The 26,598-nt window shown below is 63.7% G+C and carries 25 protein-coding genes; 13 read left to right on the forward strand and 12 right to left on the reverse strand.

Annotated elements, in window-relative coordinates:
- Positions 1-15: 15 nt before the first annotated feature.
- Both ACIQUG_RS26415 and ACIQUG_RS26420 read right to left on the reverse strand, forming a co-directional pair.
- Complete coding sequence (locus tag ACIQUG_RS26415; RefSeq protein WP_402325120.1) at positions 16-753, reverse strand: FadR/GntR family transcriptional regulator; 738 nt, start codon at positions 751-753, stop codon at positions 16-18.
- A gap of 108 nt (positions 754-861) precedes the next feature.
- Positions 862-1,650, reverse strand: coding sequence for an NAD-dependent epimerase/dehydratase family protein (locus ACIQUG_RS26420; RefSeq protein ID WP_402325122.1), 789 nt, complete (start codon positions 1,648-1,650; stop codon positions 862-864).
- A 287-nt stretch (positions 1,651-1,937) separates the two neighbouring features.
- Between ACIQUG_RS26420 and kdgD the strand changes: the two genes are divergently transcribed.
- From kdgD to ACIQUG_RS26450, 6 genes are all read left to right on the forward strand, one after another.
- Positions 1,938-2,849: a 5-dehydro-4-deoxyglucarate dehydratase gene (gene kdgD, locus ACIQUG_RS26425; protein ID WP_402325123.1), complete on the forward strand. Its 912-nt coding sequence runs from the start codon at positions 1,938-1,940 to the stop codon at positions 2,847-2,849.
- A 20-nt stretch (positions 2,850-2,869) separates the two neighbouring features.
- On the forward strand, positions 2,870-4,012 hold the full coding sequence (locus tag ACIQUG_RS26430) for a mandelate racemase/muconate lactonizing enzyme family protein (protein ID WP_402325126.1): 1,143 nt from the start codon (positions 2,870-2,872) through the stop codon (positions 4,010-4,012).
- A complete protein-coding gene (locus ACIQUG_RS26435; RefSeq protein WP_402325127.1) occupies positions 4,009-4,881 on the forward strand; it encodes an amidohydrolase family protein in 873 nt (290 codons plus the stop codon). The genes ACIQUG_RS26430 and ACIQUG_RS26435 overlap by 4 nt, the downstream gene beginning before the upstream one ends.
- 121 nt (positions 4,882-5,002) lie before the next feature.
- Complete coding sequence (locus ACIQUG_RS26440) at positions 5,003-5,980, forward strand: TRAP transporter substrate-binding protein (protein ID WP_043614729.1); 978 nt, start codon at positions 5,003-5,005, stop codon at positions 5,978-5,980.
- Positions 5,981-6,059: 79 nt separating this feature from the next.
- Positions 6,060-6,581, forward strand: coding sequence for a TRAP transporter small permease (locus ACIQUG_RS26445; protein WP_402325128.1), 522 nt, complete (start codon positions 6,060-6,062; stop codon positions 6,579-6,581).
- Positions 6,582-7,862 (forward strand): TRAP transporter large permease, encoded by a 1,281-nt coding sequence (locus tag ACIQUG_RS26450; protein WP_205236266.1) that lies wholly within the window; start codon positions 6,582-6,584, stop codon positions 7,860-7,862. It abuts the gene before it with no gap.
- A 71-nt stretch (positions 7,863-7,933) separates the two neighbouring features.
- On the opposite strand, the gene ACIQUG_RS26455 is transcribed toward ACIQUG_RS26450, so the two are convergent.
- The 3 genes from ACIQUG_RS26455 to ACIQUG_RS26465 all read right to left on the reverse strand — a co-directional run bounded on the left by ACIQUG_RS26455 (position 7,934) and on the right by ACIQUG_RS26465 (position 9,648).
- Positions 7,934-8,266, reverse strand: coding sequence for a tetratricopeptide repeat protein (locus ACIQUG_RS26455; protein WP_402325130.1), 333 nt, complete (start codon positions 8,264-8,266; stop codon positions 7,934-7,936).
- A 25-nt stretch (positions 8,267-8,291) separates the two neighbouring features.
- Positions 8,292-8,888, reverse strand: coding sequence for a flavin reductase family protein (locus tag ACIQUG_RS26460; protein WP_402325132.1), 597 nt, complete (start codon positions 8,886-8,888; stop codon positions 8,292-8,294).
- Between the two features lie 151 nt (positions 8,889-9,039).
- A complete protein-coding gene (locus ACIQUG_RS26465; protein WP_402325133.1) occupies positions 9,040-9,648 on the reverse strand; it encodes a superoxide dismutase in 609 nt (202 codons plus the stop codon).
- Here ACIQUG_RS26465 and ACIQUG_RS26470 point away from each other — a divergent pair.
- Entirely contained in the window at positions 9,647-10,423 is a 777-nt protein-coding gene (locus ACIQUG_RS26470) for a helix-turn-helix transcriptional regulator (RefSeq protein WP_402325134.1), read from the forward strand. The two genes, ACIQUG_RS26465 and ACIQUG_RS26470, sit on opposite strands and share 2 nt — an antisense overlap.
- 60 nt (positions 10,424-10,483) lie before the next feature.
- Here the strand turns inward: ACIQUG_RS26470 and ACIQUG_RS26475 are convergent, their stop codons facing one another.
- From ACIQUG_RS26475 to ACIQUG_RS26495, 5 genes are all read right to left on the reverse strand, one after another.
- Entirely contained in the window at positions 10,484-11,251 is a 768-nt protein-coding gene (locus tag ACIQUG_RS26475) for a 3-hydroxyacyl-CoA dehydrogenase (RefSeq protein WP_402325136.1), read from the reverse strand.
- Positions 11,252-11,356: 105 nt separating this feature from the next.
- A complete protein-coding gene (locus ACIQUG_RS26480) occupies positions 11,357-11,677 on the reverse strand; it encodes a FliM/FliN family flagellar motor switch protein (protein WP_051659531.1) in 321 nt (106 codons plus the stop codon).
- A gap of 155 nt (positions 11,678-11,832) precedes the next feature.
- Positions 11,833-12,189 carry a hypothetical protein gene (locus tag ACIQUG_RS26485; protein ID WP_402325138.1) on the reverse strand — a complete coding sequence of 119 codons (357 nt, stop codon included), beginning with the start codon at positions 12,187-12,189 and terminating at the stop codon, positions 11,833-11,835.
- A gap of 307 nt (positions 12,190-12,496) precedes the next feature.
- A complete protein-coding gene (locus tag ACIQUG_RS26490; RefSeq protein ID WP_402325139.1) occupies positions 12,497-12,760 on the reverse strand; it encodes a hypothetical protein in 264 nt (87 codons plus the stop codon).
- Positions 12,757-13,560, reverse strand: a complete 804-nt coding sequence (locus ACIQUG_RS26495; protein ID WP_402325140.1) for a DUF899 domain-containing protein — start codon at positions 13,558-13,560, stop codon at positions 12,757-12,759. Before ACIQUG_RS26495 ends, ACIQUG_RS26490 begins: the two co-directional genes overlap by 4 nt.
- Before the next feature lie 243 nt (positions 13,561-13,803).
- On the opposite strand from ACIQUG_RS26495, the gene ACIQUG_RS26500 reads away from it, so the two are divergent.
- The 6 genes from ACIQUG_RS26500 to ACIQUG_RS26525 all read left to right on the forward strand — a co-directional run bounded on the left by ACIQUG_RS26500 (position 13,804) and on the right by ACIQUG_RS26525 (position 20,636).
- A complete protein-coding gene (locus tag ACIQUG_RS26500; RefSeq protein ID WP_402325141.1) occupies positions 13,804-15,648 on the forward strand; it encodes a phospholipase D-like domain-containing protein in 1,845 nt (614 codons plus the stop codon).
- A 308-nt stretch (positions 15,649-15,956) separates the two neighbouring features.
- On the forward strand, positions 15,957-17,129 hold the full coding sequence (locus tag ACIQUG_RS26505; RefSeq protein WP_043614704.1) for an ABC transporter substrate-binding protein: 1,173 nt from the start codon (positions 15,957-15,959) through the stop codon (positions 17,127-17,129).
- A 178-nt stretch (positions 17,130-17,307) separates the two neighbouring features.
- Positions 17,308-18,174, forward strand: coding sequence for a branched-chain amino acid ABC transporter permease (locus ACIQUG_RS26510; protein WP_205236273.1), 867 nt, complete (start codon positions 17,308-17,310; stop codon positions 18,172-18,174).
- On the forward strand, positions 18,171-19,175 hold the full coding sequence (locus tag ACIQUG_RS26515; protein ID WP_402325142.1) for a branched-chain amino acid ABC transporter permease: 1,005 nt from the start codon (positions 18,171-18,173) through the stop codon (positions 19,173-19,175). Before ACIQUG_RS26510 ends, ACIQUG_RS26515 begins: the two co-directional genes overlap by 4 nt.
- Positions 19,175-19,939: an ABC transporter ATP-binding protein gene (locus tag ACIQUG_RS26520; RefSeq protein WP_402325143.1), complete on the forward strand. Its 765-nt coding sequence runs from the start codon at positions 19,175-19,177 to the stop codon at positions 19,937-19,939. Before ACIQUG_RS26515 ends, ACIQUG_RS26520 begins: the two co-directional genes overlap by 1 nt.
- Positions 19,920-20,636 (forward strand): ABC transporter ATP-binding protein, encoded by a 717-nt coding sequence (locus ACIQUG_RS26525; RefSeq protein WP_402325145.1) that lies wholly within the window; start codon positions 19,920-19,922, stop codon positions 20,634-20,636. Before ACIQUG_RS26520 ends, ACIQUG_RS26525 begins: the two co-directional genes overlap by 20 nt.
- Positions 20,637-20,671: 35 nt before the next feature.
- Here ACIQUG_RS26525 and ACIQUG_RS26530 read toward each other — a convergent pair whose 3' ends face one another.
- Positions 20,672-22,678: a CHASE2 domain-containing protein gene (locus ACIQUG_RS26530; RefSeq protein WP_402325146.1), complete on the reverse strand. Its 2,007-nt coding sequence runs from the start codon at positions 22,676-22,678 to the stop codon at positions 20,672-20,674.
- On the reverse strand, positions 22,678-26,346 hold the full coding sequence (locus ACIQUG_RS26535; protein WP_402325147.1) for a FecR domain-containing protein: 3,669 nt from the start codon (positions 26,344-26,346) through the stop codon (positions 22,678-22,680). Before ACIQUG_RS26535 ends, ACIQUG_RS26530 begins: the two co-directional genes overlap by 1 nt.
- Positions 26,347-26,598 lie beyond the last annotated feature (252 nt).

A 26,598-nucleotide genomic window follows, 5' to 3' on the forward strand; every position in this document is an offset into this window, starting at 1 on the left:
TCGCGGCCGGTTCCTTCAGCGGGCCGCGCGCAACATCGAGCGATAGCGTACCTGGCTGTTCTTGAGGTGCTGGCGCATGGCGCTGCGTGCCCCGTCCTCGTCTCCATCCTGGATGGCGATGAGGATGGCCTCGTGTTCCGCGATCAATCGCGACAGCTCCGCCGACGCCAGAACGGTTTCCTCGCCGCTCTCTGAAACCGCGCGTCGGGGGATGAGCGCCGTGCCCAGCATCTGGAGGAACTCGCTGAAGCGCGGGTTGTTGGTTGCCTGGGCGATTGCCAGATGGAAGTTGAAATCGGCCTCCGCCGTTGGCCGTCCCTCCGCCGCACTGGCGCAGAAGCTGTCGAACGCTTCGGCGATCTTTTCTTCCTGGGCCGGTGAGCGGCGAAGGGCGGCAAGCGCTGCGGCATCGCCCTCGACGGCGGTTCGCAATTCCAGCATCTCAATCAGCGAGGAGACGCGCGCAAGATCGATGCCGTGGAACGGCAGAGGGGTCGAAGGTGCAGGTTCCAGCACGAAAACGCCGATGCCATGCCGCGCTTCGACAAGCCCGCCGGAGCGCAGTGCCGCGATCGCTTCGCGCACGACTGTGCGGCTCACGCCGAACTCCTGGGTTAGCTGCGCTTCCGAAGGCAGGCGCTCCCCCGGCTTGTAATGCCCGGTGCCAATCTGGCCGCTGAGGGCGTCCGTCACCTTGGCCACCAGCGTCTTGCCTTGAGGGGCGGGTGTGTCGGGTGCGGTGACGTTGCTCATGGGTTTGGCCGTTTCTGCGACTTGGATGTTGTGTGTCTGGATACGCCATTGCCGATCGAGGGCGCAATCCATGGCTGGCTGCAATGCGCCGGAACCAGGGGCGATATCTCAATAAATCGGATCATCGACGAAGGCGCCGCCCTGATAACGCACGAGACTATCCCCTGGCTGCGGTTTGGGGGTGTTTTCAGCGATCTTCTGACGGAACACCTCGGCATTGTCCTTCGGGCGCCAGCCGAGCCAGGAAACATGCGAATTGTCCCACCAGCCGGCGTCGTTGGCCGATGCGCCCCAGATGACCGGACAACCGAGAACCGGCACACGGAAGACGGCCTCGACGAGCGACACGAAGTCGTCATGGGAAAGCCAGGTGGAGAGCATGCGGTAGTTGACGGGCTCGGGCAGGCAGGAGCCGATGCGGACCAGGGCAGTCTCCTGGCCGAACTTCTCGAAATACATGCGCGCCAGCGCTTCGCCGAAGCACTTCGATACGCCGTAGAGCCCGTCGGGCCGATAGGGCGCATTCGGGCCGAGCCGTTCGCCTTGCGGATAGTAGCCGATCGTGTGGTTGGTGCTGGCAAAGAGGATGCGCGGCCTGTTGTGGGCGCGCGCCGCCTCATAGAGATTGTAGAGGCCGAGAATGTTGCCGTCGAGGATTTCCGAGAAGGGGCGCTCGACCGAGATGCCGCCCAGATGCACGATCGCGTCACAGCCGGCGACAAGCTCGTCGACGGCGCCGCGGTCTGCCAGGTCGCACTGAACGCATTCTTCGTTTTCACCCGGCGGATCGAGCGGTGCGCGGTCTGACAGGCGGATCGTCCTTGCCATCGGGGCCAGCATTTGGCGCATGACGCGGCCCAACTGGCCCGCTGCGCCGGTGATCAGAAGTCGTTCCATCGCCTGTCCTCCCTCATGCCGGCCCAACGCTCTCGGCGAGTGCTAACCTGCATGTCATATGATGACCGCTAACATATAATATATCTATATTGCAACGCTCATCGGGGCAGGTGTTCGCTTGTTCGTTCGAGCGTTGCGCGGCTTTGTGCGTTAACCCAGTTCTTCTTCGGTCAGCGGTCGAGGGAAATCTCGATGTCTCATATGATGACTTGTATTATGACATATTGACATGCGTGTGATGACTTGCTTAGTAGGTCTTGTCGAGTTTGAGGGAGGGCCCGCACGAAATGACCCCTGAGCAAATCAAGGCCGCACTTGGATCGGGCCTGCTTTCGTTCCCGGTGACGCATTTCGATGCGGAGGGTCGTTTTGCGCCCGACAGCTACCGGGCGCATGTCGAGTGGCTGGCCGGCTACAGGGCGCCGGTGCTGTTTGCCGCCGGCGGCACGGGCGAGTTCTTCTCGCTGAAGCCGGACGAGATCCCCGGCATCGTCCGGGCGGCCAAGGATGTTGCCGGTGACACGGCGATCGTATCGGGCTGCGGCTATGGCACCGAGATGGCGGTCGACATCGCCCGCTCGGTCGAGCGCGTCGGCGCCGACGGCATCCTGCTCCTGCCGCACTACCTGATCGATGCGCCGCAGGAAGGGCTTTATGCCCATGTGAAGACGATCTGCCAGTCGGTCGGCATCGGCGTCATGGTCTATAACCGTGACAACGCGGTGTTGCAGGCCGACACGCTGGCGCGGCTCTGCGACGAATGCCCGAACCTGATCGGCTTCAAGGATGGCACCGGCGATATCGGCCTGGTGCGCCAGGTCACCGCCAAGATGGGCGACCGGCTGATGTATCTCGGCGGCATGCCGACGGCGGAACTGTTTGCCGAGGCCTATCTCGGTGCCGGCTTCACCACCTATTCCTCGGCCGTCTTCAACTTCGTGCCGGGCCTTGCCAATGAATTCTATTCAGCCCTTCGCGCCGGCGAGCGCGCCACCTGTGAGCGCATCCTCAACGAGTTCTTTTATCCGTTCATGGCCATCCGCAACCGCGCCAAGGGCTATGCGGTGTCGGCGATCAAGGCCGGCGTGCGGCTGCAGGGCTTTGATGCCGGTCCGGTGCGTGCGCCGCTGAAAGACTTGACCGAGGAGGAAGTCGCCATGCTCGACGCGCTGATCGGTGCGAACAAGCGTCGGAAATGAGCGTATTGCGAGGATAGCCCATGAAGATCGTCGCCGTCCGTACCCATCTTCTCGAACATCGGCTGGCCGTGCCGTTCGAAAGCGCCTCCATGCGTTTTGACCGTCGCGCCCATGTGCTGGTCGAGATCGAATGCGACGACGGCACGATCGGTTGGGGCGAATGCCTCGGGCCGGCGCGCCCGAACGCGGCGGTGGTTGCCGCCTATACGCCCTGGCTGATCGGCCAGGATCCGCGCCAGACGGAAAAGCTCTGGGCGATCCTCTACAATGCGCTGCGCGATCAAGGCCAGCGCGGGCTTGCGGTGACGGCGCTGTCCGGCATCGACATCGCGCTCTGGGACATCAAGGGCAAACACTATCGTGCCTCCGTCTCCATGCTGCTTGGCGGGCGCTGGCGCGAGAGCGTGCGGGCCTATGCGACCGGCAGCTTCAAGCGCGACGGCGTCGACCGGGTCTCCGACAATGCGCTGGAGATGGCGGAGCGCCGGACGCAAGGCTTCCACGCCTGCAAGATCAAGATCGGCTTTGGCATCGACGAAGACCTGCGGGTCATCCGGGCGGTGCGCGAGGCGATCGGCGACGAGATGCGGCTGATGATCGACGCCAACCACGGCTACACCGTCACCGAGGCGATCCGGCTTGGCAAGGCGGCGGCCGACTACGACATCGACTGGTTCGAGGAACCGGTCGTACCGGAGCAGCTCTCGGCCTATCGCGAGGTGCGCGCCGGCCAGCCGATCCCGGTGGCGGGTGGGGAGACCTGGCATAGCCGCTACGGCATGTGGCCGGCGATCGAAAGCCGCGCCGTCGATATCCTGCAGCCGGACCTCTGCGGCTGTGGCGGGTTCTCCGAGATGGCGAAGATCGCAAGCCTTGCGACGCTGCACGGCGTGCGCATCGTGCCGCATGTCTGGGGCACCGGCGTGCACATCGCTGCCGCACTGCAGTTCATGGCGGCGATGACGCCGGATCCGGTGCGGGTCAATCCGATCGAGCCGATCCTGGAGTTCGACCGGACGGAAAACCCGTTCCGCCAGGCGGTGCTGAAGACGCCGATCGAGGCGGTGGGCGGTGTCGTTGCCATTCCCGACGCACCCGGTCTTGGCATCGAGATCGACCGCGACGCACTGGCCAGCTTCAAGATGCCCGAGAGCGCACAATGATCGAGCGAACCCTGACCGGCCGCCCGCCTGAACCGCGCCTGCCGAAGGGCACGGTCGACGCGCAGATGCACATGTATCTCCCGGGGTTTCCGTCGCTTGCCGGAGGGCCGCCCTTGCCGGCCGAGCCACTACCGGATGCTGCGGCCTACCGCCAGGTCATGGACCGGCTCGGCATAAACAGGGTGATCGTCACGCAGGGCAACGCCCATCAGAAGGACAACGCCAACCTGCTCGCTTGCCTCGCCGAAATGGGCGATGTCGCCTGCGGCGTCGCCGTCATCGACGAAACCACGTCGGACGTGGATATGGGCGCGCTCGGCGAAGCGGGTGTTGTCGGCGCCCGTATCATGGATCTGCCTGGCGGGGCGGTGGGGCTCGACGCGCTGGAGGCGGTCGATGCGCGGGCACATGCCGCGGACTGGATGATCGCGGTGCAGTTCGACGGCAACAAGTTGCTCGACCATCTGCCGCGGCTGGCGCGCATCCGCTCGCGCTGGGTGCTCGATCACCACGGCAAGTTCTTTGCCGGTGTCGATCCGGATGGGCCGGAGATTGCGGCTCTCTTGACGCTGATCGATCGCGGCAATGTCTGGTTCAAGTTCGCCGGCGTCTACGAGAGTTCGCGCGACGGGTGGCCCTACGAGGATGTGGCCGCCGTCTCCAGGAAGATTGCTGCGCATGCGCCGGAGCGCATCGTCTGGGGCTCCAACTGGCCGCACAACATGATCCGCAAGACGGAAGACTATCCCGACGATGCGCGGCTCGCTGAGTTGGTGCTCGGCTGGCTTGCCGACGACCGGACCAGGCATCTGGCCCTCGTCGAGAACCCGGAACGCCTGTTCAAGCTGCCGACCTTCGCCGCGACATAGTTTCCGCGGGTGCTGGGAGGCGCCCGTGGAACCCACGACATGGAGATTTCGCATACCGGCCCGGACGGGCGGAAACTCGGTCTTGGGAGAGGCCGAAGCACGACTAGAGGAGGAGGAAAACATGAAGAAAATTGCAAGCATGCTTTGCGTCGCGATGGGGCTGGCGTTTGCCGGCACAGCGGCGCAGGCGCAGGAAATCACCCTGCGTTCGGCCGACATCCATCCGGATGGCTACCCGACCGTCGATGCGGTCAAGTACATGGGGCAATTGCTCTCCGAGCGCACCAACGGCCGTATCAAGATCGAGGTCATGAACAACGGCGTGCTCGGCGGCGAAAAGGACACGATCGAGCAGACCCGCTTCGGCGTCATCGACATGAACCGGGTCAACGCGGCGCCGTTCAACAACCTCGTCAAGGAGACGATGGTGCTGGGCATGCCCTTCCTGTTCCGCTCGACGGAACACATGCACAAGACCGTCGACGGTCCGATCGGCGACGAGATTCTCGCGGCCTTCGAGCCGCACGGGCTGATCGGTCTTGCCTTCTACGATAGCGGCGCGCGCTCCTTCTACACGACCAAGAAGCCGATCGAGAAACTCGCCGACCTCAAGGGCCTGAAGATCCGCGTGCAGCAGTCCGATCTCTGGATCGCGATGATGCAGGCCTTCGGCGCCAATCCGACGCCGATGCCGATGGGCGAGGTCTATTCTTCGCTCGAGACGGGCGTCGTCGATGGTGCCGAGAACAACTGGCCATCCTACGAATCCGCCCGCCATTTCGAGGTGGCCAAGAATTACTCGCTGACCGAACACTCCCTCAATCCGGAAATCCTCGTCATTTCCAAGATGAGCTGGGACAAGCTTTCCCCTGAAGACCAGACACTGCTCCGCCAGGCGGCCAAGGACAGCGTCGGCAAGATGCGCGAGCTTTGGAGCGCGCGCGAAAAGGCGTCCGAGGAGAAGGTTCGCGCTGCCGGTGCGAACGTGATCAAGGTCAACAAGGAGGAGTTCGCAGCCGCCATGGGGCCGGTCTATGACCAGTTCGTCAGCGATCCGAAGCTGAAAGACCTTCTCGAAAGGGTGAAGGCGGTCAAGTGACAGCGGCGAGGCCGGCTCCGGGATCGGGGCCGGCCCTCGCAACTGTTCACCGGATCGCCTTTGCCGAGGAGGAAGAAACATGCGTCGTTTCATGCGGGCGATACGTCCGCTTCTAGGCGCGCTGAGCCGCGCTTCGCTCTACATCGCCGGCATCGGCATGGTCGCAATGACCCTGATCGTCGGCTGGCAGGTCTTTGCCCGCTATATCCTGAACGATTCGCCGAGCTGGTCGGAGCCCTTGGCTCTCCATCTCATGGCCTGGTTCATCATGCTCGGTGCTGCCGTCGGCGTGCGCGAAAGCGTGCATCTCGGCCTCGATGTCGTCCGACACGTGATGAAGCCGTCGGTGCAACTGGCCATGGATCTGGCGAGCCTCGGGCTGATCGTCGTCTTCGGGCTGGCGATGGCCTACTACGGCCTGCTCCTTTCGGCCGGCACCTGGACGGCGACCATTCCGGTCCTCGGATGGCCAGGCGGCGTCGACTTTTTCCCGCTCATCGTCGGCGGCGCGATGATCGCCCTTTTTGCCGCGGAGCGCTTTCTCGACCAGTTTCTCGGTGTCGAACTCGCGGCCGATGTCGTCGTGCAGGAGATGGCCTGAATGGCTTACACTATCCTCTTCGGGGTCTTTACCCTCCTGATGCTCATCGGCATGCCGATCGCCTTCTGCCTCGGCATCGCTTCGTTCGCGACCGTGCTCTATCTCGGCCTGCCGCCGGTGGTGGTGTTCCAGCAGCTGAATTCGGGCATGAACGTCTTTGCCATGATGGCGATCCCGTTCTTCATCTTTGCTGGCGACCTGATGGTGCGCGGCGGCATCGCCAACCGGCTGATCCAGTTTGCCGCCGGGCTCGTCGGCCACCTGCGCGGCGGCCTCGGCCAGGTCAACATCGTTGCCTCGACGCTTTTCGGCGGCATTTCCGGATCGGCCGTTGCCGACGCTTCGGCGGTCGGGGGCCTGATGATCCCGCAGATGGCCAAGCGCGGCTATGACCGCGACTATGCCGTCAACGTTACGGTCAATGCGGCGATCATCGCGCTGATGGTGCCGCCGTCGCACAACATGATCCTCTATTCGATCGCCGCCGGCGGCAATGTCTCGGTCGCCGATCTCTTTACCGCCGGCATCATCCCGGGGCTCTTGCTCGCGCTTGCGCTGATGGTGACGGCCTATGTCGTTGCCAGGCGCCGGGGCTACCCGTCCGAACCGTTTCCGGGCTTTGCCAAGGTCTTCTACTACCTGCTCGCCTCGTTCCCCGGCATCGTCTTGATCGGCATCATCTTCGGCGGCGTGCGCTCCGGCGTCTTCACCGCCACGGAAAGCTCGTGCATTGCCGTGCTCTATGCCTTCCTCGTTGCGATGCTGGTCTATCGCGAACTCAACTGGGCCGGCTTCGTCGAGGCGGTGATGGGGGCGGTGCGCACGACGGCCATGGTGCTACTCGTCATCGGCATGGCGGCGTCCTTCGGCTGGCTGATGGCCTTCCTGCAGGTGCAGGCACTGATGATCAGCGCCATCGGCGCGATCTCGGAAAACCCGATCATCGTGCTGCTCGTCATCAACATCATCCTTTTGATCCTCGGTACCTTCATGGACATGGCGCCGATGGTGATCATCTGCACGCCGGTGCTGCTGCCCGTGGTCAAGGCCTTCGGCATCGATCCGGTGCATTTCGGTGTGGTGATGATCCTGAACGCCGGCATCGGCCTCAACACGCCGCCGGTCGGGACCGTGCTCTTCGTCGGCTGCGCCGTCGGCGGGATTACCATTCGCGAAGCGATGCGCACGATCTGGCCGTTCTTCGGCGCCAGCATCGCGGTGCTGATGGCGGTCACCTACATTCCGGCGCTGTCACTCTGGTTGCCCTCGGTCTTCCGGTGAGCTGATCGCCGGCGATACCTGCGGGCTCGGCATGGCTTGCCGGGCCCGCTCCATCCTGACCGCGGGCCCGGCTACTCGTTTCCGTTGGCGGCGAGACACTGGCGCTCGAGGCGCTTCAGAAAGACGCCGATTTCCTTTGCCGCCTGCAGATCGCCCTTCCGCTCGGCGACCGTACGGCCCTCGCGCCAGACCTGAATTGCCTCCTGGTGGCGGCCGAGCTTGAGGAGGATCGCGCCGCGCAGCTTCCATGCTGCCGAATAGTCCGGATCGAAGGCGATCGCTCGCTCGACATGGGCCAAGGCCGTATCGAAGTCCGCCTCCTGGAGGCAGATGCTGCCGAGCGTGAAGCGTAAAAGGGCATCGTCCCTGCCGTCCTGTAAGAGCTTTTCGAGCACTTGCCGCATGGCTTCCTCCTCCGCGATCGCCGGTTCAGGCCGCAGGCTTGCTTGGGCTCAGGGGCGCATGCCCATTGCTCGCCAGCGTCGGCAGCGATCTCGTCCTGTCGAGAGACTGATACCGGCGGCGGCCCCAGATCAAGGGGTCGGCATGGGCAGACGTCTCGGTTGCGACAATTGTTCCCACGAACAGCATATGGTCGCCCACCTCGACCGAAGCGCTGAGCAGGCAGTCGAGCGTGGCAGCCGCGCCGAGCAGCCTTGGTCGTCCGCTTGGCCAGTCCGCCCAGATGCCGACGAGATAGCGCTTCGATGCTTCGATCTTGCCGGCAAAGGCATCTGCGATCAGTTCCTGGCCCTCAGCCAGCATAGCAAGCGAAAACCCCCGCTCGGCGGCGATCAGCGCGGCAAGCGGACTGTCCGCCTTGATCGAAACGACGATCGAGGGCGGGTTGGCGGAGAGCGAGAAGGTTGCCGTCACCGTCCGGCCAAGACTGTCGGCACCCTTGCCGGCGCTCGCCACGCAGACGGTCGCGGCGAGATGCGACAGTGTATCGGCGAACTCCGGTTTCGACACGGCGAGGGCCGCATGGGCGTCGATGGCAAGGGAGGGCGGAGGTGTCTGGCGCATGGGGCTTCTTCCAAGATGAAATAGCCCGTGGCGGCGGGGAGACGCCACGGGATTTGCAGAAGCCTTAGCTCAGGCGGGGGCGAGCGGCTGCTGCAACTCTTCGACCGATCGGGGCGCGAACGTTTTCCAGTCCGCGCCGCGCTTCAATCGGTCAGGCGGACTTTAGTTCCGCTTCGGCAAACTCGTAGTTGGCAAGCTTGTCGAGGAAGTTCGAGGTGTAGTCCGGGCGACGGTTGCGGTAGTCGATGTAATAGGCGTGTTCCCAGACATCGAGGCCGAGCAGCGCCTTGCCCTCGTTGGTGGCAACCGGATTGGAGCCATTGGCGGTCTTCGTCACTTTCAACTTGCCGTCCTGGCCGAGTACCAGCCAGGCCCAGCCCGAACCGAACTGGCCGGTCGCGGCTGCCTTGAAGGCATCCTTGAAGGCAGCGACGCTGCCGAAATCTTCGGTGATCTTCTTTTCGAGCGCGCCGGGGATCTGGCCGCCCTTCGGCGAAAGGTTGTTCCAGAACAGGATGTGGTTCCAGTGCTGGCCGGCATTGTTGAAGACCGGTGCGAGTTCCGCCTTGCCATGGCTGAGGCGAATGATCTCTTCCAGCGACAGGCCTGCAAGCGAGGCATCCTTGTCGACGAAGCCATTCAGCGCCGTGACATAGGCCTGGTGATGCTTGCCGTGGTGAAACTCGATCGTCTCGGCGCTCATGCCGTTTTCCGAGAGTGCTGTGGCGGCGTAGGGAAGGGCGGGAAGTTCGAAGGCCATGGTCAAATCCTTTGCGGGCGGGGCACTCTCGATCACTTGTCTGCGAACCGAGGAGAGTGTATTTAGCAAGACAATTCTTTGTAAATCTGCGCGCGGGAATATGTCAAGCGATCACTTGTTAAATCCAGAGCAAAGCGCCGGCCGCACCCCGGGCGAGCGCATCATGCTGGCCCTCAAGCTACATGGGCCGCAGACCGCGGCAGCGCTCGGCAAACGCCTGGCGATCACCGGAGAGGCCGTGCGCCAGCAGCTCGTGCGTCTCGCCGAGGACAGGCTCGCCATGTCATGGTCTGAGGCAAAAGGCGTTGGTCGGCCCTCGCAGTTCTGGGGGCTGACGGCTGCCGGCCATGCGGAGTTTCCCGATACGCATGCGGAGCTGACCGTCCAGTTGTTGCGCACCATTCGGCAGACGCTTGGCGAGGAGGCGATCGACCGGCTGATCGCTGCCCGCGAGGACGAGACCCGTCAGAACTATCGAGCGGCGATGGTAGAGAAAGAGAGCCTGCGCGAACGGGTCGACGTGCTCGTTCGACTGCGGTCGCAGGAAGGTTATATGGCGGCTTGCGAGGATCCGGGCGACGGTACGCTGCTGTTCGTCGAGAACCATTGTCCGATCTGCGCCGCCGCGACCAGCTGTCAGGGCTTTTGCCGGGCAGAACTGAGCGTGTTCCGCGCGGTGCTCGGCCCCGGCGTCGAAGTCGAGCGCGCCGAGCATATCCTGGCCGGCGCGCGACGGTGTGCCTATGTGGTCAAGCCGGCCGCTCGGGTCGCCTGATCCTGTCAGGGCCACGGCCTGGTGCACGCCCGTCGACGGGCGCGGCCAACTCCAATCGTGTCAGCGGGCGCCCATGCGCAAGGCGCCGTCGAGGCGGATGACCTCGCCGTTCAGCATGCGGTTTTCGCAGATGTGCTGCACGAGTGCAGCGAATTCGTCCGGTTTGCCGAGGCGCTGCGGGAATGGCACGCTCTTGCCGAGCGAATCCTGCACTTCCTGCGGCATGCCGGACATCATCGGCGTTTCGAATATGCCAGGCGCAATGGCGACGACGCGGATACCGTGGCGCGCGAGCTCGCGGGCAATCGGCAGCGTCATCGAGACGACGCCGCCCTTGGAAGCGGCATAGGCGGCCTGGCCGATCTGGCCGTCGAAGGCGGCGACCGAGGCGGTGTTGACGATCACCCCGCGCTCGCCATCCTCACCGGGCTCCTCGCGCTGGATCGCCTCGGAGGCGAGCCGCAGCATGTTGAAGGTGCCGACGAGGTTGATCGCGACCGCGCGCGAAAAGCTGTCGAGACGATGCGGGCCGTCGCGGCCGAGCACCTTTTCCCCTGGCGCGATGCCGGCACAGTTTATGAGCCCGTGCAGATGTCCGAACCGGTCGAGGGCCGCTGCCACGGCTGTGGCGCCATCCGCTTCGCTGGTGACATCCGTCTTCTGGAAAAGCGCGTTGCTGCCGAGTTCGCCGGCCATCTGCTGGCCGGCTGCGGCGTTGACGTCGGCGAGAACCACGCGGGCGCCCGCGCTATGCAGCCGCCGGGCGACGGCCGCCCCGAGACCCGAACCGCCACCGGTAACGATAAAGACTTTTCCATCGATCAGCATATGAGGCTCCTCCCGTACCGGATCGTGTCGTTGAACTACCGACATAGCCTTGCTGGCTGTCGAAGCCAAGTTCCGCTGACGACGAGCCGCCTTACGTGCCGGAGCCTATTGGGCGCCGATCGGGGAGATTTCGATGATCTTGATGCCGATGGCGTTGGTGGCTTCGTCGAAGACGATCTCGCCACGGCCGATGACCATGCCGTTGACCTTGAGTTCCACCGGTTCGCCGAAGTTGCGATCGAGATGGATCGTGTCGTCCTGATGGAGTTTCGAGATCTGCGACACCGTCAGCTTGGCGCGTCCGATGACCGCTTCGATTGCAAGCGGAATGCCCTGAACTGCGCGTTCGCTCATGACGGAACGGCCTTCGAACGCAGGGCTTTCGTCGAGCTCGACCAGCTCATCCTGTAGCTTCTTGTTAATCATTCTGCACCATCCAAAGCACTGATTCACGACTCTTTAACAAAGAGTTGCGCCAGTTCGCCCTGGGTGGCAACCGTGGCTAAATGGGGGTTCCCCGTGCCTTGCAAGCGAGCGTTAACAAAGTGTTAACATCCACAATGCGGAGGCGGTGAAAGCCGTCAAAGCGTCACCGCAGCCCAGTTTCCGTCCCGTTTCTGGAATCCGATCATGCGGCGGCCACTCGGCAATTTGTCGCCGAGTCGCACGACATAGACGTAACCCTCGTACACCATCAGCCCGCGATCGCCGTCGCTGAAGAGGATCTGGAAATTCGGCGACTGCATCATCGCGGCGTCGACTTCGGCGCCGGTCACAGCCGGGGCGATCGCTGCGATCTCCGACGAAGGTTCTTTCGCTCCACGCATGTAGTAGAGCGATGCGGCGGCGGCTGTAACGAAAAGCAGCAGGCCGCCTGCCAAAGGCAACAGGCGGCTCTTGAAACGTGTCGGGTTCGGTTGAGAGGCGGCAACACTCAAGGTCAACTTCCTGATTCGCTGTATTTTCCGAACGGATCCGGTCACAGGTGGAAAGCGACTGATCTCTCCGGTCGATTCAATTGCCGGATATCTTGCCAAATCTACCTAGTGGAACCGTTCCGTACTTCAAGCCGAGAAGTCACTTGCTTCTCCGACTCGACAGCATGCCCACTCGCCGATTTCAGGGACATATGCCCTTCGGCGTTTCCACATCTTTTGCGTGCCGTGCGACAATAGCATGTCGCCGGATGATTTTTTAGCTCGCGACGCCGGCAACTGAAGGGCGCCGAGAGCAAAGACCGATCGCTCAGCTCTTTCTGATGTCGATCAGTTTCAGCCAGGGCTGAAGGTGAAAGGCGCCCATCAGCAGATACATGGCGGTCATCCCGCCGATCGCCGCATGTCCGGTGACGCCGCACAGCATCGGATCGGCACCGGCGGTTCCCATGTTCGAAAGAACGGCCATCAGGGCGAAGGTGGGGGCGGCGGCAAGCGCTAACCCCGCCGCTATCAAACGGGCGAGGGAGGGCGCCCGCCCGTCGCGCTCACCGGAGCGGGCGCCGACGCTCATGGCTTCGCGCTCGTGTCGGAAGCGCGCATAGCGGCCTCGCCGGCATCCGATACTTCGACCCATCTTTTGTCCGGGGCAGCGCCTTCGACGTAGCTGTCGTTCCAGTTCCACCACTTGTAGGTCGGGGTCTGCGGATATCCGGCCGGCGAATCCTCCCACACCTCCTGTCGGCCGAGCGGAGTGATGTCGAGATAGTTCCAGGTGCCGCCCATCTGTTCGTCGCCGCGGCTGTTGACGAGGTAGGTGCGAAAAAGCTGTTCGCCGTCGCGGAAGAAAACATTGTGGCCGTGCCACTCGCCCACGTCGAAATCGGCATCGAAGCTGTCGGTGATGGTGTACCAGGGCATGGTCCAGCCCATCCGCGCCTTCAGTCTGGCAATGTCCGCCTGCGGGGCGCGCGAGGCAAAGACCAGGGTCGTGTCACGGGCGTTGAGGTGAGACAGATGCGCGACCTGATCGGCGACCATCGAGCAGCCTCGGCAGCCGTGATCGGGCCAGCCATGCACGCCCGGTTCATAGAAGGCGCGGTAGACGATCAACTGGCGCCTGCCGGCAAAGAGGTCATGCAGGCTCGCCTTGCCGTCGGGGCCCTCGAACACGTAGGTTTTGGTCACGGCCATCCAAGGCATCCGCCGGCGCTCGGCGGCCAGCGCGTCGCGTGCTCGGGTGTGCGCCTTCTCCTTTACCAGCATTTCCTGCCGGGCCGTTTCCCATACCTGCTGTGAAACCACCGCCGGCTTCTGCATCGCCGGCTCGGCGTCCGCGCGTCCGTTGTCGCGTTTCTCGATTGTCTGAGTCATGGTGCCGTTTCTCCTCGTTTCAGCAAAGCTTCTCAACGCAAGGCCATGCCTCGCAGTCCTGAAGAGCTTGACACCGCAAGTGGGCGAGCGGGAGTAACAAGTGTGGCGGTGTTTTCGAGACGCTGCCGTGACCACCGGGCAGCGGCGCGGAGGGCACCAATCCAGCGCCTTTTTAGTTGTCGCTGTTGTAATTCCTTGAAGTTGAGCGAGTATGCTTGTCGCAACCACGCGCGGGAGGGCGGCATGCATTTCGTTTCGGATGCGGTTGGCGGGTACAAGGTCTTTGCCGTGTCGGGGGTCAACACGGTTTCGTTCGCGATCGACTATCGCAACGCCGACACCACCGGGCTTCTCGGTTTTGCAGTCGAGCGGCATGATCCCGCGGAAGGCGAGCGGTACTACATGTACGGCTTCAAGGTCTTCGAGACGGTGATCTCCCATCCCAACGAGGATACCGTCGTCCTGACCTACGACCATCCCGTCCAGAGTTTCGTCTGGGACGACTTCACGGCCAAGCCCGGTCGGCGCTACGACTATTATTTCCATCCGCTCACGGGCCACGCGAAGAACATCGATCGTTCGGCGCCTGCGATCCGGATCGGCATCAAGACCGAGCCGCTTTTCAGCGAGGAGACGCACGACATCTTCTTCAACCGCGGTGTCGCGAGCAGCCAGGCCTACCGGCGCCGTTTCGGAAACAAGCCGCCGGACAAGCTGGAAACGCCCGAAAAAACGCTCGAGGCGCTGCAATGGTTGAGCCGGGACCTCGACGAAGCGCTGCTGCGTTTCATCGACGAGGCGGAAGCCGGCGACACCCTGCTCGGCTGCTTCTATGAATTCAGATATCGCCCCGTCGTGGAAAGGCTGAAGGCTGCCTTCGAGCGCGGCGTGGACGTGAGGCTCGTGCTCGACGCGAAGGAAAATGCCTATACCGACAAGAAGGGCAAGTTCCACGAGAGCTTTCCTCGCGAGGAAAACAAAGAGATCGTTCGCACCGTAGGGCTTCCGAAGGCGGCGATCGCACGGTGGCGCGAGAACAATCCCGCCGACATACAGCACAACAAGTTCATGGTGCTGCTCCCCAAGGACCAGGGCCGAAAGCCGCAGGTCTGGACCGGCTCGACGAACCTCTCGATGGGCGGGGTGCATGGCCAGACCAATGTCGGGCATTGGGTCCGCGATGCCGATCTCGCCAAGGCGTTCGAAAGCTATTGGAAATTGCTCGCCGGCGATCCCGGCGCGGCAAAGACCGACAATGCTGCCGCGAGCAGGGCAAAGCGGAAAGCCTTCCGCAAGGCGGTTTCCGACCTCGCCGAAGTGCCGCAGGCGCCGGCGGATATTCCAGGCGGCGTGACGTCGATCTTCAGTCCGCGTGCCGGAAGCGCCGTTCTGGATATGTATGTAAAGGCGCTGGACGAGGCCCGCTCCTATGGCGGTGTGACGCTCGCCTTCGGGATCAACGACCGCTTCAAGCAGGCGTTTCTCGACAATAGTGCCCAGTCCGGCGTGCATCCGGTGCTCTTCCTACTCCTCGAAAAGCGCGACCAGCCGAAGGCCAAGGCCAAGAAGCCGTTCATTCCGCTCACGGCGCGACAGAACGTCTATCAGGCCTGGGGCTCGTATCTGCGCGATCCGGTCTATCAGTGGGCGCGCGAAACCAATGCGCGGGCGCTCGGGCTCAACACTCACGTCGCCTATGTGCATTCGAAGTTTCTACTGGCTGATCCCCTTGGCGCGGATCCGATGGTCGTTACCGGTTCGGCGAACTTCTCGGACGCGTCGACCAACGACAACGACGAGAACATGCTGCTCATCCGCGGCGATCGTCGCGCCGCCGACATCTACTTCACGGAGTTCAACCGGCTGTTCAACCACTATTATTTCCGCTCTGTCCGCGAGGCGACGGCAAAGAAGAAGTCCGACCGGGACAAGGCAGCGCGCGTCGGGACGTCGGAGGGCGCCGGGGCCAGTCTGTTCCTAGATGAAACGGGCGAATGGCTGAAGAAGTATGAGCCCGGCAAGTTGCGAGCCAAGCGCGTCCAGGTCTTCATCGACATGGCGCGGCCGGAAAACCTCCCGCCGATCTAGATAGGCAGCATCGATAGGCTGCGAACCCGCGATCGCGCCGCCACGGTGTGGTTTGCTATGCTCCCTGGTGTTGATCGCAATGGGCTGGCGCGCGTGCGGGAACGTGCGTGTCATGCGCTGGGGATTTCGGAGCCTCGGCTGGTCGAGGGGCGCCACCTGTGTCAAAACATAACCCCTAAATTATGATTGGCACCCCATATTTCATTTTTACATCACCGTTTGGCATGGCAAGCTGACAACCATCAAATCGACAGTCGTTTGCGACGAGGATGCGGGCGCGGGAGTGGCCGGCATCTCAGGGAGGAAATATGAAGCGGATGATTCTGGCTGCGGTTGCGGCCTTGGCGATGAGCGGTGCTGCCTATGCCGACACGATCAAGATCGGTGTCGTCGGACCGTTCTCCGGCCCCTTCGCCCTGCAGGGCAAGAACTTCAAGGCTGGCATCGACGCCTATATGGCGCTGAACGGCAGCAAGGTCGGCGACGACGATATCGAGATCATCTACCGCGACGTGCCGCAGGCCGATCCCGCCCAGTCGAAGGCGCTGGCGCAGGAACTGGTGGTCAAGGAAGGCGTGCAGTATCTCGCCGGCTTCTACTTCACCCCGGATGCCATGGCGGTGACGCCGCTGCTCACCCAGGCGAACGTGCCGCTCGTCATCATGAATGCGGCGACCTCGGCGATCGTCACCAAGAGCCCGCTCGTCGTGCGCACCTCGTTCACCACCTGGCAGACCTCGACGCCGATCGCCAAGGTTGCCAAGGACGCGGGCGTTTCCAAGGTCATCTCCGTCGTCAGCGACTACGGCCCGGGCGTCGATGCCGAAAACGCCTTCAAGGCGGGCTTCGAAGCGGCCGGCGGGCAAGTGGTCGAAGCGATCCGCATGCCGCTTGCGACCAACGATTTCTCGCCGATCATGCAGCGCATCAAGGATTCCGGTGCCGAGGGCGTCTTTGCCTTCCTGCCGTCCGGCCCGACGACGCTCGGCTTCGTCAAGGCTTTCAAGGAAAACGGCCTGAAGGACGGCGGCATCAAGTTCTTTGCCCCCGGCGACCTGACGCAGGAATCCGATTTGCCGGCTCTCGGCGAGGCCGCGCTCGGCATCCAGACGACGTTCCACTATGCGGTGTCGCACGACTCGCCGGAGAACAAGGCCTTCGTCGAAGCGGCGAGCAAGGCGATCGGCAACCCGGCCGAACTCTCCTTCCCGTCTGTCGGCGCCTATGACGGCATGCATGTGATCTACAAGATGATCGAGGCGACCGGCGGCGAGCAGGATGCGGCAAAGGCCGTGGAAGCCGTCAAAGGCCTTTCCTGGGTCAGTCCGCGCGGTCCGGTGACGATCGATCCGGAATCGCGCCACATCACCCAGAACATCTATCTGCGCGAAGTCGCGAAGGCCGATGACGGCACCTATTACAACAAGGAAATCCAGACCTTCGAGAAGCAGGGCGACCCCGGTCTCGCTGCGCTGAAGTAGTCGACCTGGGCGGGTGCCCGCGCGCCCGCCGACACCGATGACGCGTTGACCGGTTGCGCTTGAGCGACCGGCGCGCCTGCGGCGCTGCGGATGCTGGTGCCTGACTGCCGCTCCGCGCATAGTATGCGCACCTGATCCGGCGCAGCCAAATTTGGAAGAAAGGGCAACGGATAGCCCCATGCAAACCGTCCTCAGCATTGCGATCGACGCCCTTGCCTACGGCATGGTGCTCTTCGTCATCTCCATCGGCCTTTCGGTCACCATGGGCCTGATGCGCGTGGTCAATCTCGCGCATGGCGCCTTTGCCATGATCGGCGGCTACATTGCCTCCTACGCGGCACGCGATCTCGGCCTTGCCTATGGCTTTGCCGTGCTGCTCGCGATCGTTGGCACCATCATCATCGCCGTGCCGATCGAGCGGCTGCTCTATAGGCGGATCTACGGCGCACCGGAACTGACCCAGGTGCTGATGACCATCGGCATCACGTTCTGCATTATCGGCATCGCCAACTATGTCTTCGGTCCGACGCTGAAGACGGTGCCGCTGCCTGGCGAACTGCAGGGCTCGGTCGATCTCGGCTTCCGGGCGATCGCCACGCATCGCATCTTTGCGATCGTCTGCGGCCTCGCGGTTGCAGCCGGCCTCTGGTACGCGATCGAAAAGACCGCCTTCGGCGTCAAGCTGCGGGCCTCCGTCGATAATGCGGCAATGGCTGCGGCCCTCGGGGTGCGCACGGAAATCGTCTATGCGGTGAGCTTTGCTGTCGCCGTCGGACTAGCCGCCTTCGGCGGCGTGGTCGGCGCCGAACTTCTGCCGGTCGAACCCTATTATGCGCTGCGCTACATGGTGACGTTCCTCGTGGTCGTCTCCGTCGGCGGTGCCGGCTCGATCCCGGGCGCGCTCGTTGCCTGCCTGCTGCTCGGCGCGATCGATACGACCGGCCGTTATCTCATGCCGGAATTCGGCGAATTCTTCTTCTATCTGGCCGTGATCGCGATCATCTGCGTCTTCCCGCGCGGGCTCGCCGGGAGGGCCAAGGGATGACCATGACGACGACGAACGACTTGATCGCGACCGCTCCCGTGCGTCGGCGGTTCGGTGGCGGCGACCTCATCGGACTGGCGGTGATCCTGCTGGTCGCGGTGATAGGCTACTTCCTCTTTCCCAACAATCTGGCGCTCCTGACCCGGATCATCGCCGCCGCGCTTCTGGTGTTGTCGCTGGACCTCGTCACCGGCTACTGCGGTGTCGCGACGCTCGGGCACGCGGCCCTCTTCGGCGCCGGCGCCTATGCGGCCGGCATCGCCTCGGCGCATTACGGCATCAACGATCCGCTGGCGATGCTCGCTGTCGGCATCGTCGCCGGCGCGGTCGCCGGGCTTATCTGCGGGGTCGTCATCCTGCGCGCCCACGGGCTGCCCCAACTCGTGCTGTCGATCGCGCTCATCCATCTCTTCCACGAGTTCGCCAACAAGGCTTCGTCGTGGACCGGCGGCAGCGACGGGCTCTCCGGCATTGCGCCGACGGCGCTTCTCGGCCTCTACGAGTTCGACCTCTGGGGCCGCACGGCCTATGTCTTCGGCGTGGCTCTGCTTGCCATTGTCTTCGTCGTGCTGCGGCTGATCGTGCGCTCGCCCTTCGGCATGCTGTGCCGCGGCATCAAGGAAGATCCGATCCGCATCCGCTCGATGGGGGCGTCGCCAAAGATCGCGCTGACGAAAATGTACGTCATATCCGGTGCCGTTGCCGGCGTCGGCGGCGCGCTGAATGCGATCTCCACCCAGGTCGTCGGGCTCGACAGTCTCTCCTTTACGATGTCGGCCGAAAGCCTGGTCATGCTGGTGCTCGGCGGTACCGGCTCGCTCTTCGGCGCGCTCACGGGCACTGTCGTCTTCATGTTCTTCGAGGACGTCGTCTCGGCCGCCAATCCCTTCCACTGGCTGACGATGGTCGGCGCGCTGTTGATCGCCGTCGTACTCTTCGCGCCGAAGGGCATCTATGGCACCGCGGCTGCGTTCTTCGCCCGCCGCAAGGAGGCACGGTGATGCAGCCGATCTTTGAAGTCCGCAATCTGAAACGCGCCTTCGGTGGGCTTGCGGTCACCAATGACGTCAGCCTCAGCATGGCGCCGGGCGACCGGGTCGCGCTGATCGGGCCGAACGGTGCCGGCAAGACGACCTTCGTCAATCTCGTGACCGGCAATCTCAAGCCGGATTCAGGCGAGGTGCGTATTGACGGTGAGGCCGTGACCAGCGTCGACGCCATCGGCCGCGTGCGGCGCGGGCTTGTGCGGTCGTTCCAGGTGACGCGGCTTTTTGCCGACATGACGCCTTCCGAGCATGTCGCGCTCGCCGTCCTGCAACGCACCGGCCGCGCCGGCCGCCTGTTCGGCAGTTTTCTCGGCATGCCCGATGTCATGGCCGAGGTGGAAGACCTGCTCGGCAAGCTTGGGCTTCGGGAACTGATGCACCGCAAGGTGAGCGAGATCGCTTACGGTCAGCAGCGTTTGCTGGAAATCGCCGTGGCGCTGGCGTTGAAACCGCGGGTGCTGCTGCTCGACGAGCCCGCCGCCGGCGTGCCGCAGAGCGACACCGGTCGCATCGAGCAGGCGCTGGCCGATCTTCCTGCCGACCTCGCCGTCTTGATGATCGAGCACGACATGGATCTCGTCTTTCGCTTTGCCAAGCGCGTGGTCGTGCTGGCCGCCGGCGCGATCATCTTCGACGGTTCGCCGTCCGACGTGACGAAGGATCCGCGCGTGCGGGAAGCCTATCTGGGGAGCTATGCCAATGCCAGCCACGCCGCTTGAGGTGGAAAACCTGTCCGCCGGCTATGGGCCGACGCGGGTGCTCGAAGGCGTATCCTTTGCCGTTCCGGCGGGCGCCCGCCTTGCCGTGCTCGGCCGCAACGGCATGGGCAAGACGACGTTGCTTGCAACGCTTGCCGGCCAGACCCGCCGCTATGACGGCCGCATCCGCATGGGCGGGACGGACGTAACCGCGTTGCCGAGCGCTGCGCGCGCCATGCAGGGCCTCGGCTTCGTGCCGCAGGCGCGCTGCGTCTTCCCGACGTTGACCGTCGAGGAGAACCTCTTCGTCGGCCTCAAGAGCCGACCGAAAAGCGCGATCCAGGAAGCCTACGACATGTTCCCGCGTCTCTTCGAGCGACGGCGCAATCTCGGCAGCCAGCTCTCCGGCGGCGAGCAGCAGATGCTGTCGACGGCACGCTCCATCCTCGGCCGTCCGTCGATCCTGTTGCTCGACGAACCGCTCGAGGGCCTGGCGCCTGTTGTTTGCGAAGAGCTGATGAAGGCGTTTGCCGAACTGGCAAAGACCGGCGACATGACGATCGTGCTCGTCGAACAGCGAATCCAGAGTGCGCTCGACTTTGCCGACCGGGTGATCGTGCTCGAACGGGGCCGGATCGCCTGGTCAGGAACGCCGGACGCGCTGGCGGGAGATCACGACGCCGTCGAACGGTTGCTCGGCGTCGGCGGGCTCCACTGACCGCGCGACTGCTTTCGCCCGGTCACTTTCGCTCGTCACTTGGGTTCCCGCCTTGACGTATCGAGGCGGGAGCGTTCCCTTTCGTAGTAGCGCGCGAGCGGCGGCAGGGCGCTCTTCAACTGGTCGAACACCACGTCATGCACCCGAAGCGTGCCGTCATACTTGGCCTGCACGAAGGTTTGATGGCGTTCGAGCGCTTCTTTCTTCGCGCCGACGGCGACGGTGAAGACCGGCGATACGGCACTGCGGCCCTTGACGGTGATGCGATCGAGCTCGGCGACCGGGAAGGTCTTCTCGACAAGACGCGCGGTCTCCTCACCGAGGAGCAGGGAGATGCCATAATCCTTCGATGCGCCTTCGAGGCGGGAGGCCAGATTGACGGCGTCGCCAAGGGCCGAATAGTCGAAGCGCTGGTGTGAGCCCATGTTGCCGACGACGCATTCGCCGGTATTGATGCCGATGCCGATCCTCAGGCTTTGGGCCGATCGGCGGTCCCGTTTCGCCTCGTCTTCCAGTTCCCTGTTCACCCGTTCCAGCCGCGCAAGCATGTCGAGCGCCGCCCCGACGGCGTGCACGGCATGGTCGGGATCATCGAGCGGTGCGTTCCAGAAGGCCATCAGGCAATCGCCGATATATTTGTCGATGGTGCCGCCCTGTTCGAGCACGGCTTCCGAAAGCGGCGTCAGCAGCCGGTTGACCAGCGCCGTCAACCGCTCCGGATCCTCCTTCATTTCCTCGGCAATGGTCGTAAAGCCCCGGATGTCGCAAAAGAGGATCGACAGCGTGCGCCGTTCGCCGCCGAGCCTGAGGTGCGACGGGTCCTTCGCCAAACGCTCGACAAGGGCAGGGGAGAGGTACTGCTGGAAGGCGCGGGTGATTTCCCGACGCTTCCTGCGTTCCTCCGCATAGTCGAGCCCGGCCTGGCCGGCAGTCACGGCAAGGAACGCAAGGCCGGGGCCAAGCGGCGACAGGAAGACGTGGCCGAGGCGCATCGCGGCATAGCTGGCGGCGACGATGAGGCCGATGGCGACGGCCCCATAGGCAAGCGTGCGCCAGCCGGTCGTGCGCAGCACCGAGAAGGCCGCCAGCATCGCAGCCAGCGCAATGGCTGCAACCACATAGGGCCTCGCGGCGCGCTGTATGAAAAGCTCATGGGCCAGATTGTCGTAGATGGTTGCCTGCATCTCGACGCCCGAAACGAGCTTGTTCGAATGCACCGTGTCCGATGTGGTGAAGGCATCGGCCCCGCCTTCGGCGATCGATGGCGCATTCTGCAGGCTGAGACCGACGAGCACGACGCGGTCCTCGAACATGCCTTCGGGCAGGAAATTGTCGGGATCGAGCGCCTGGTAATAGGAAACGGTGGGATAGGTCCGCGCCGGTCCGAAAACCTGGATCAGCGCGTCCTTTGGCGGTGCGTGCGATTTTGCACCGGCGATGGCCGCGAGCACGGCGGCAAAGCCGTCCGGATAGTCGGGAACGGCACGCAACGTTCCGTCACCGCTGAGGCTGACGGAGGCGATCCCGGTCCAGGCGCCCTTTGCGATGAAGCGGGCGAGCGGCTCGGTGCGCACGAACTGGTCGGCCTGAGGCGTCTCCACCAGCGTCTGGTCGCCGGCAAGAACCACGTCCGCGCCGAGCGCCTTTTCCAACGCCTCGTCGTTGGCGGGATCGGCCGAAGGCTCGGCGAAAATCACGTCGATGCCGATCGCGCGGGCGCCGGCCTTGCGCAGCGCCTCGATGAGGTGTGCATGCAGGGCGCGCGGCCAGGGCCACTGGCGACCGATTTCGGCCATCGACGGTTCGTCGATCGCGACTATGATCGGGCTGTCCTCGGGCAGCGGGGGGCCGTCGATGGTCGACAGGTAGTCGAAGCTGCGCAACTCGTTCAGCCGCCAGGCATTGGTCAAGGTGGCGAGCGACAGCGCGATGGCGACGAACACCGCGAGCGCGAGAAGCTTGAGCCGCCGTTGCAGGAAACGGGGGCTGTCCCATTGTCCGGACCGACCACTCGATGCCTGCACCGTGACGCGCTCCTCCATCAGAACCGCACTTTGATCGTGCCCTTGAACGTTCGTCCCCAGCCGGGCAGGCCATTGCCCAGTTCGAAATCTTCATCGAGCAGATTGAAGGCCGCCAGATCGACCTCGATCTGCTTGTCGAACGGCTCCCACTGCAAGGCCGCGTCGAGTGTCCAGAAATCGTCGAGGTCTTTTCCACCACCGGGTCGCGCGCCGACATAGTTGGCAGCAACGGTCGTCTTAACGTTCGCCGTGCTGACCCAGGTCAGCGCCGCCTGAGCGGTGTTTTCTGGCACGAACAGCAGTTCTCCCGGCTGGTTGCCGGTGTGTTCCTTGACGTCGGCTTCCGTATGGGCCGCAGTCAGCGAGAGGCCGAAGCCGTGGCCGATGGCAAAGTTCGCCGTTGCGGCAACCCGGTCGAGCCCGACCTTGGCATAGGCGAGGCTGGTGGTGGAAAGCGGAATGTCGAGCGCGAGCTGCCGCACCTCCTGGTGCTGGTAGTCGAGCGCGGTGAAGAACCAGCTGTTCCATTCCGCGTCCCAACGCAGTGCCAGCGTATCGGCATAGCCTTCGGCGCCGAAGCGCAACTGGTTCGGCTGCAGGCCGACGATGCCGATCGGCGCAAGGGTGGCGACGTCGAAGTTGAGACCGTCGCGCATGGCGGCCGCGCGCAGCCAGTGCCCTTCGGCCGGCGCCCAGGCGATGCCGATTTTCGGCTCGAGCCTGACATCGCCATCGTTGACGCCTTCGATGTAGCGGGCAAAGAGGGCGGCTTCCGTCTTCAGGTCCGGCGTGATTTCGTAGATCGTGTCGACATAGGCCTTGGCGACGGTCTGTGTCGCGGACGTCGAACCGGATGCGATGACGGGCACATTGCTGCTGCCGGTGCTGACGCCCAGCGGATCGAAAATATCGAACGACTGCGATGACCTGACGACGCCGCCTTCGATGCCGTAGCGCCAGGTGAAATCGCCATCGCCGTAAAGGTGATTGATGGCGGCGATATAGGTTCGCTGCTTGTCGTCGCTTCGGCTGGTGGCAATATCTGGAAAGCGCGGGTCCGTGAGCCTGACCCGCTCGTTTTCCGTGGTGGACTGATCGGAGAAGAAGAACGCCGCATTGGCGATGTTGCGGTAGCCGAAAGTGTGGCTCCAGGCCACACCCGAGAGCAGTCGCGAGGAATCGTCGTCGCTCAGCCCGTCGAGCTTGAGAGGGGCGGCGCGGGGATCCGGGATGTCGAAAATACTGCGTTTGTCGTCGAGATCGCCGTAGTTGGCATAGGCGACGACCCTGTCATCCGGCGTCGGCGTGGCCGTCACGTAGCCATTGCCGCCAAGCAGGCGCGCTTCCCGCTCGATCGCCAGTCCATTGCCGATATCGATGGTATCGCGGGGTTTCTCCCAATGGACATTGCCGTAGACGCTGATCGGGAAGGGCGAGAACGTCAGTCCGCGCAGCTCCGCTTCGCCGATCCCGCCCTCATGGTCGCTGTCGGCGATGATGCCGCCTGCGACCGCGGCCTCGAAGAACGGCCGCTGGACGAGGTTTGCCGTGCGCTCGCGGCTTGCGAGCATGTGCGGCTCGATCAACAGCCCCTGGAAGAAGGCGGAGAAGCTTTGCGGATTGGCCGTGTTGACGACCGGGCTGCCATCGAAATCATAGGTGTTGAACAGCGGATTGACGCTGCCGCGGATCGCCTGGTCGACATAGCTCGATCCCGTGAACGGATCGAAGACCACATCGCCGTAATATTGCCCCCAGGCGTTCAGTCCCTGCAGGCGGAAGGCGTCGTTGAGCGTCGATCCGGCATCCTGATTGGCGCCGAGCGGAGCACTTTCACCGCCGCGGGCCCGGGTCCGCCGCATGAGCTCCTGCGCGTAGCGGATCGCCGCATCGGAATCGTATTCGTCGATCGCAATCGCGGTTCGAACGGTCGCGACGACGGGATCGTTCGGGTCGAGCCGGTCGGCATTGTCGAGGGCCTGTGCCGCCGGGATGCGATCTCCCTTTTCATAGTGCGCCGCCGAGAGCAGGAGCTGGGCGTTGGAGTAGGCGGGGTTGGCCGTCGAGCCGGCCAAAAGGTCGTCGATGGCCCTGTCCAGATCGCCGTTCTGCAAATGGTAGCGGCCGCGGGCGACGAGCATGAGGTCGAAGGAAGGATCGATTGCAAGTGCTGCATCTATCTCGCGCTTCGCTTCCGCGAGCCGCATTTCGTCCAGATATTGATAGGCCAGGTTGGCGTGGTAGAGCGGATCGGCCGGATCGAGTTCCACGGCCTTCCGGAATGCTCTCTCGGCGCCGCGATTGTCGCCCCGCTCGCTTTTTGCCAGGCCCACCCAGTTCCAGAGGGATGGGTCGCCCGGCGTAATTTCTAGGGCTCGCTCGAGATCCGCCAGCGCGCCCTCCCGGTCGTTTTCGATGAGCAAACGATACTTGGCGCGCGATTCCAGCGCGGTCGGATCATCAGGGTCGTTCGCAAGCGCCTTTTCGATACCGGCGCGCGTTTCGTCTCGATCGTCGAGCAGCATCGCGAATTGAGCGCGGGCCGCCGGAAGGAACGGATCGTCCGGATATCGCCGTTCCGCCTTCTTGATCGTGTCGATCGCTGCTCGAATGTCGGTGCGGAAGCCCGCGGTCCAGGCGGCAGCGAAGGCGCCATAGGCACCTGTTGCCTGAGACGGCGGCTCCTCGATCCGGTCCGGGTCGGCGAGAGCGCGTGCAAAATAGCCGCCGAAGGCCGCAACCGAGCGGCGGTCGGCGTCAAGCCCCGGTGCTGCCTTTTCGAAGAGCTGGGCCGCATCGCCGTAGCGGTTTTCGGAACCGGCAATCAGCGCTTCGACGAGGTAGGCGCGCGCGGCTTGAGACCGGTTGAGGCCGAGGCGTCGGGCCTGTTGAAGGGCGGCCGTGGCCTGGGACCGCCCGTCGAAGCGCAGCTGGATTTCGGCCAGCGTCAGCCAGTCTTCGGCTGAGCGCGACGCTTCCGGCCGGGCTTCGATCCGGTCGCGCGCATTGCGCATGTCGCGCACCTTGAGCGGGGTTGACGGCATCAGGGCAAAGGCGTCGCGCAGCGACAGATGGAAGAGCATCTGTTCGCGGTCCTTCGGCGTCACGATCACGATCTTGGTCGGCGCCTTCCCGATCGCGGCAACGGCGCCTTCGCCCTGCTTCACCGTGACGCTGCCGAGGTCGTTGCTGAGCTCGACCAGGCCTTCAAGCACGGTCAGGGAGGTCGTGTCGCCGGCGACCGTCAGCGTCCAGTCGGTACCGCGTATGGCGGCCGTTGCCGCCGGTGTGTCGATCGTCAGGCCCTGGCCACCCCGTTCCGCCCGCGCCCAGATCGTGCCCGACTGCAGTTCGAGATTGGTATCGCTGCCCGCGCTCGTATTCGTACCCATGCGCTTGACGCGCAGCGCCGTGTTGCGGCCGAGTCGGATCTGGGTGTGGTCGGAGAAAAGCACCGCCAGCGCCCCGGTCGCATTGGTGCGCAGGATATCGCCGGACAAAAGGTCCTGTGCGAGATCGACGAAGCGCCAGGTCGAAACGTCGACGAAGCGAACCTCCTCGCCGGATTTGCGGGCAATTACCGATCCGGCGACGGGTGGGGTTCGCTGAACCGGTTCAGCCAAGCCTGCGCCTGGACAGAGGATTGCCACTGTCGCAAGCAGTCCCCGAAGCTGTCGCCGCCCCATCTTCGTTCCCGTCTCCGCCCCACCGTGGATTCAGTGAATTTCGATCAGGGTAAAGTCAATAGAATTCGAATATTCTTAATTGCGCGCCAAGTAATATGGCCCGTTCGCGAGGCAAATCTGTAACGCTAGGGCGACGGTCGTTCTTTCCAATCTCTCAGTGCTGGACGCAACCATCGCATGGCAAAAGCAGGCGGCGCGAGAAATGCCGCGGCCGTTATCAACGGCTATGCAAAGTTCTGATAGAAGGCGCGA

It is taken from the genome of Ensifer sp. NPDC090286 (assembly GCF_044769565.1).
Lineage (GTDB): Bacteria > Pseudomonadota > Alphaproteobacteria > Rhizobiales > Rhizobiaceae > Ensifer.

Bases quoted from the DNA above. Each gene is read 5' to 3' on its own strand.
- ACIQUG_RS26525 (WP_402325145.1), top strand. From the start codon at position 19,920: ATGCCAGCCACGCCGCTTGAGGTGGAAAACCTGTCCGCCGGCTATGGG.
- ACIQUG_RS26505 (WP_043614704.1), top strand. From the start codon at position 15,957: ATGAAGCGGATGATTCTGGCTGCGGTTGCGGCCTTGGCGATGAGCGGT.
- ACIQUG_RS26435 (WP_402325127.1), top strand. From the start codon at position 4,009: ATGATCGAGCGAACCCTGACCGGCCGCCCGCCTGAACCGCGCCTGCCG.
- ACIQUG_RS26460 (WP_402325132.1), bottom strand. From the start codon at position 8,888: ATGCGCCAGACACCTCCGCCCTCCCTTGCCATCGACGCCCATGCGGCC.
- ACIQUG_RS26480 (WP_051659531.1), bottom strand. From the start codon at position 11,677: ATGATTAACAAGAAGCTACAGGATGAGCTGGTCGAGCTCGACGAAAGC.
- ACIQUG_RS26520 (WP_402325143.1), top strand. From the start codon at position 19,175: ATGCAGCCGATCTTTGAAGTCCGCAATCTGAAACGCGCCTTCGGTGGG.
- ACIQUG_RS26455 (WP_402325130.1), bottom strand. From the start codon at position 8,266: ATGCGGCAAGTGCTCGAAAAGCTCTTACAGGACGGCAGGGACGATGCC.
- kdgD (WP_402325123.1), top strand. From the start codon at position 1,938: ATGACCCCTGAGCAAATCAAGGCCGCACTTGGATCGGGCCTGCTTTCG.
- ACIQUG_RS26465 (WP_402325133.1), bottom strand. From the start codon at position 9,648: ATGGCCTTCGAACTTCCCGCCCTTCCCTACGCCGCCACAGCACTCTCG.
- ACIQUG_RS26495 (WP_402325140.1), bottom strand. From the start codon at position 13,560: ATGACTCAGACAATCGAGAAACGCGACAACGGACGCGCGGACGCCGAG.
- ACIQUG_RS26420 (WP_402325122.1), bottom strand. From the start codon at position 1,650: ATGGAACGACTTCTGATCACCGGCGCAGCGGGCCAGTTGGGCCGCGTC.
- ACIQUG_RS26445 (WP_402325128.1), top strand. From the start codon at position 6,060: ATGCGTCGTTTCATGCGGGCGATACGTCCGCTTCTAGGCGCGCTGAGC.
- ACIQUG_RS26515 (WP_402325142.1), top strand. From the start codon at position 18,171: ATGACCATGACGACGACGAACGACTTGATCGCGACCGCTCCCGTGCGT.
- ACIQUG_RS26450 (WP_205236266.1), top strand. From the start codon at position 6,582: ATGGCTTACACTATCCTCTTCGGGGTCTTTACCCTCCTGATGCTCATC.
- ACIQUG_RS26500 (WP_402325141.1), top strand. From the start codon at position 13,804: ATGCATTTCGTTTCGGATGCGGTTGGCGGGTACAAGGTCTTTGCCGTG.
- ACIQUG_RS26415 (WP_402325120.1), bottom strand. From the start codon at position 753: ATGAGCAACGTCACCGCACCCGACACACCCGCCCCTCAAGGCAAGACG.
- ACIQUG_RS26535 (WP_402325147.1), bottom strand. From the start codon at position 26,346: ATGGGGCGGCGACAGCTTCGGGGACTGCTTGCGACAGTGGCAATCCTC.
- ACIQUG_RS26510 (WP_205236273.1), top strand. From the start codon at position 17,308: ATGCAAACCGTCCTCAGCATTGCGATCGACGCCCTTGCCTACGGCATG.
- ACIQUG_RS26530 (WP_402325146.1), bottom strand. From the start codon at position 22,678: ATGGAGGAGCGCGTCACGGTGCAGGCATCGAGTGGTCGGTCCGGACAA.
- ACIQUG_RS26430 (WP_402325126.1), top strand. From the start codon at position 2,870: ATGAAGATCGTCGCCGTCCGTACCCATCTTCTCGAACATCGGCTGGCC.
- ACIQUG_RS26490 (WP_402325139.1), bottom strand. From the start codon at position 12,760: ATGAGCGTCGGCGCCCGCTCCGGTGAGCGCGACGGGCGGGCGCCCTCC.
- ACIQUG_RS26440 (WP_043614729.1), top strand. From the start codon at position 5,003: ATGAAGAAAATTGCAAGCATGCTTTGCGTCGCGATGGGGCTGGCGTTT.
- ACIQUG_RS26470 (WP_402325134.1), top strand. From the start codon at position 9,647: ATGGTCAAATCCTTTGCGGGCGGGGCACTCTCGATCACTTGTCTGCGA.
- ACIQUG_RS26475 (WP_402325136.1), bottom strand. From the start codon at position 11,251: ATGCTGATCGATGGAAAAGTCTTTATCGTTACCGGTGGCGGTTCGGGT.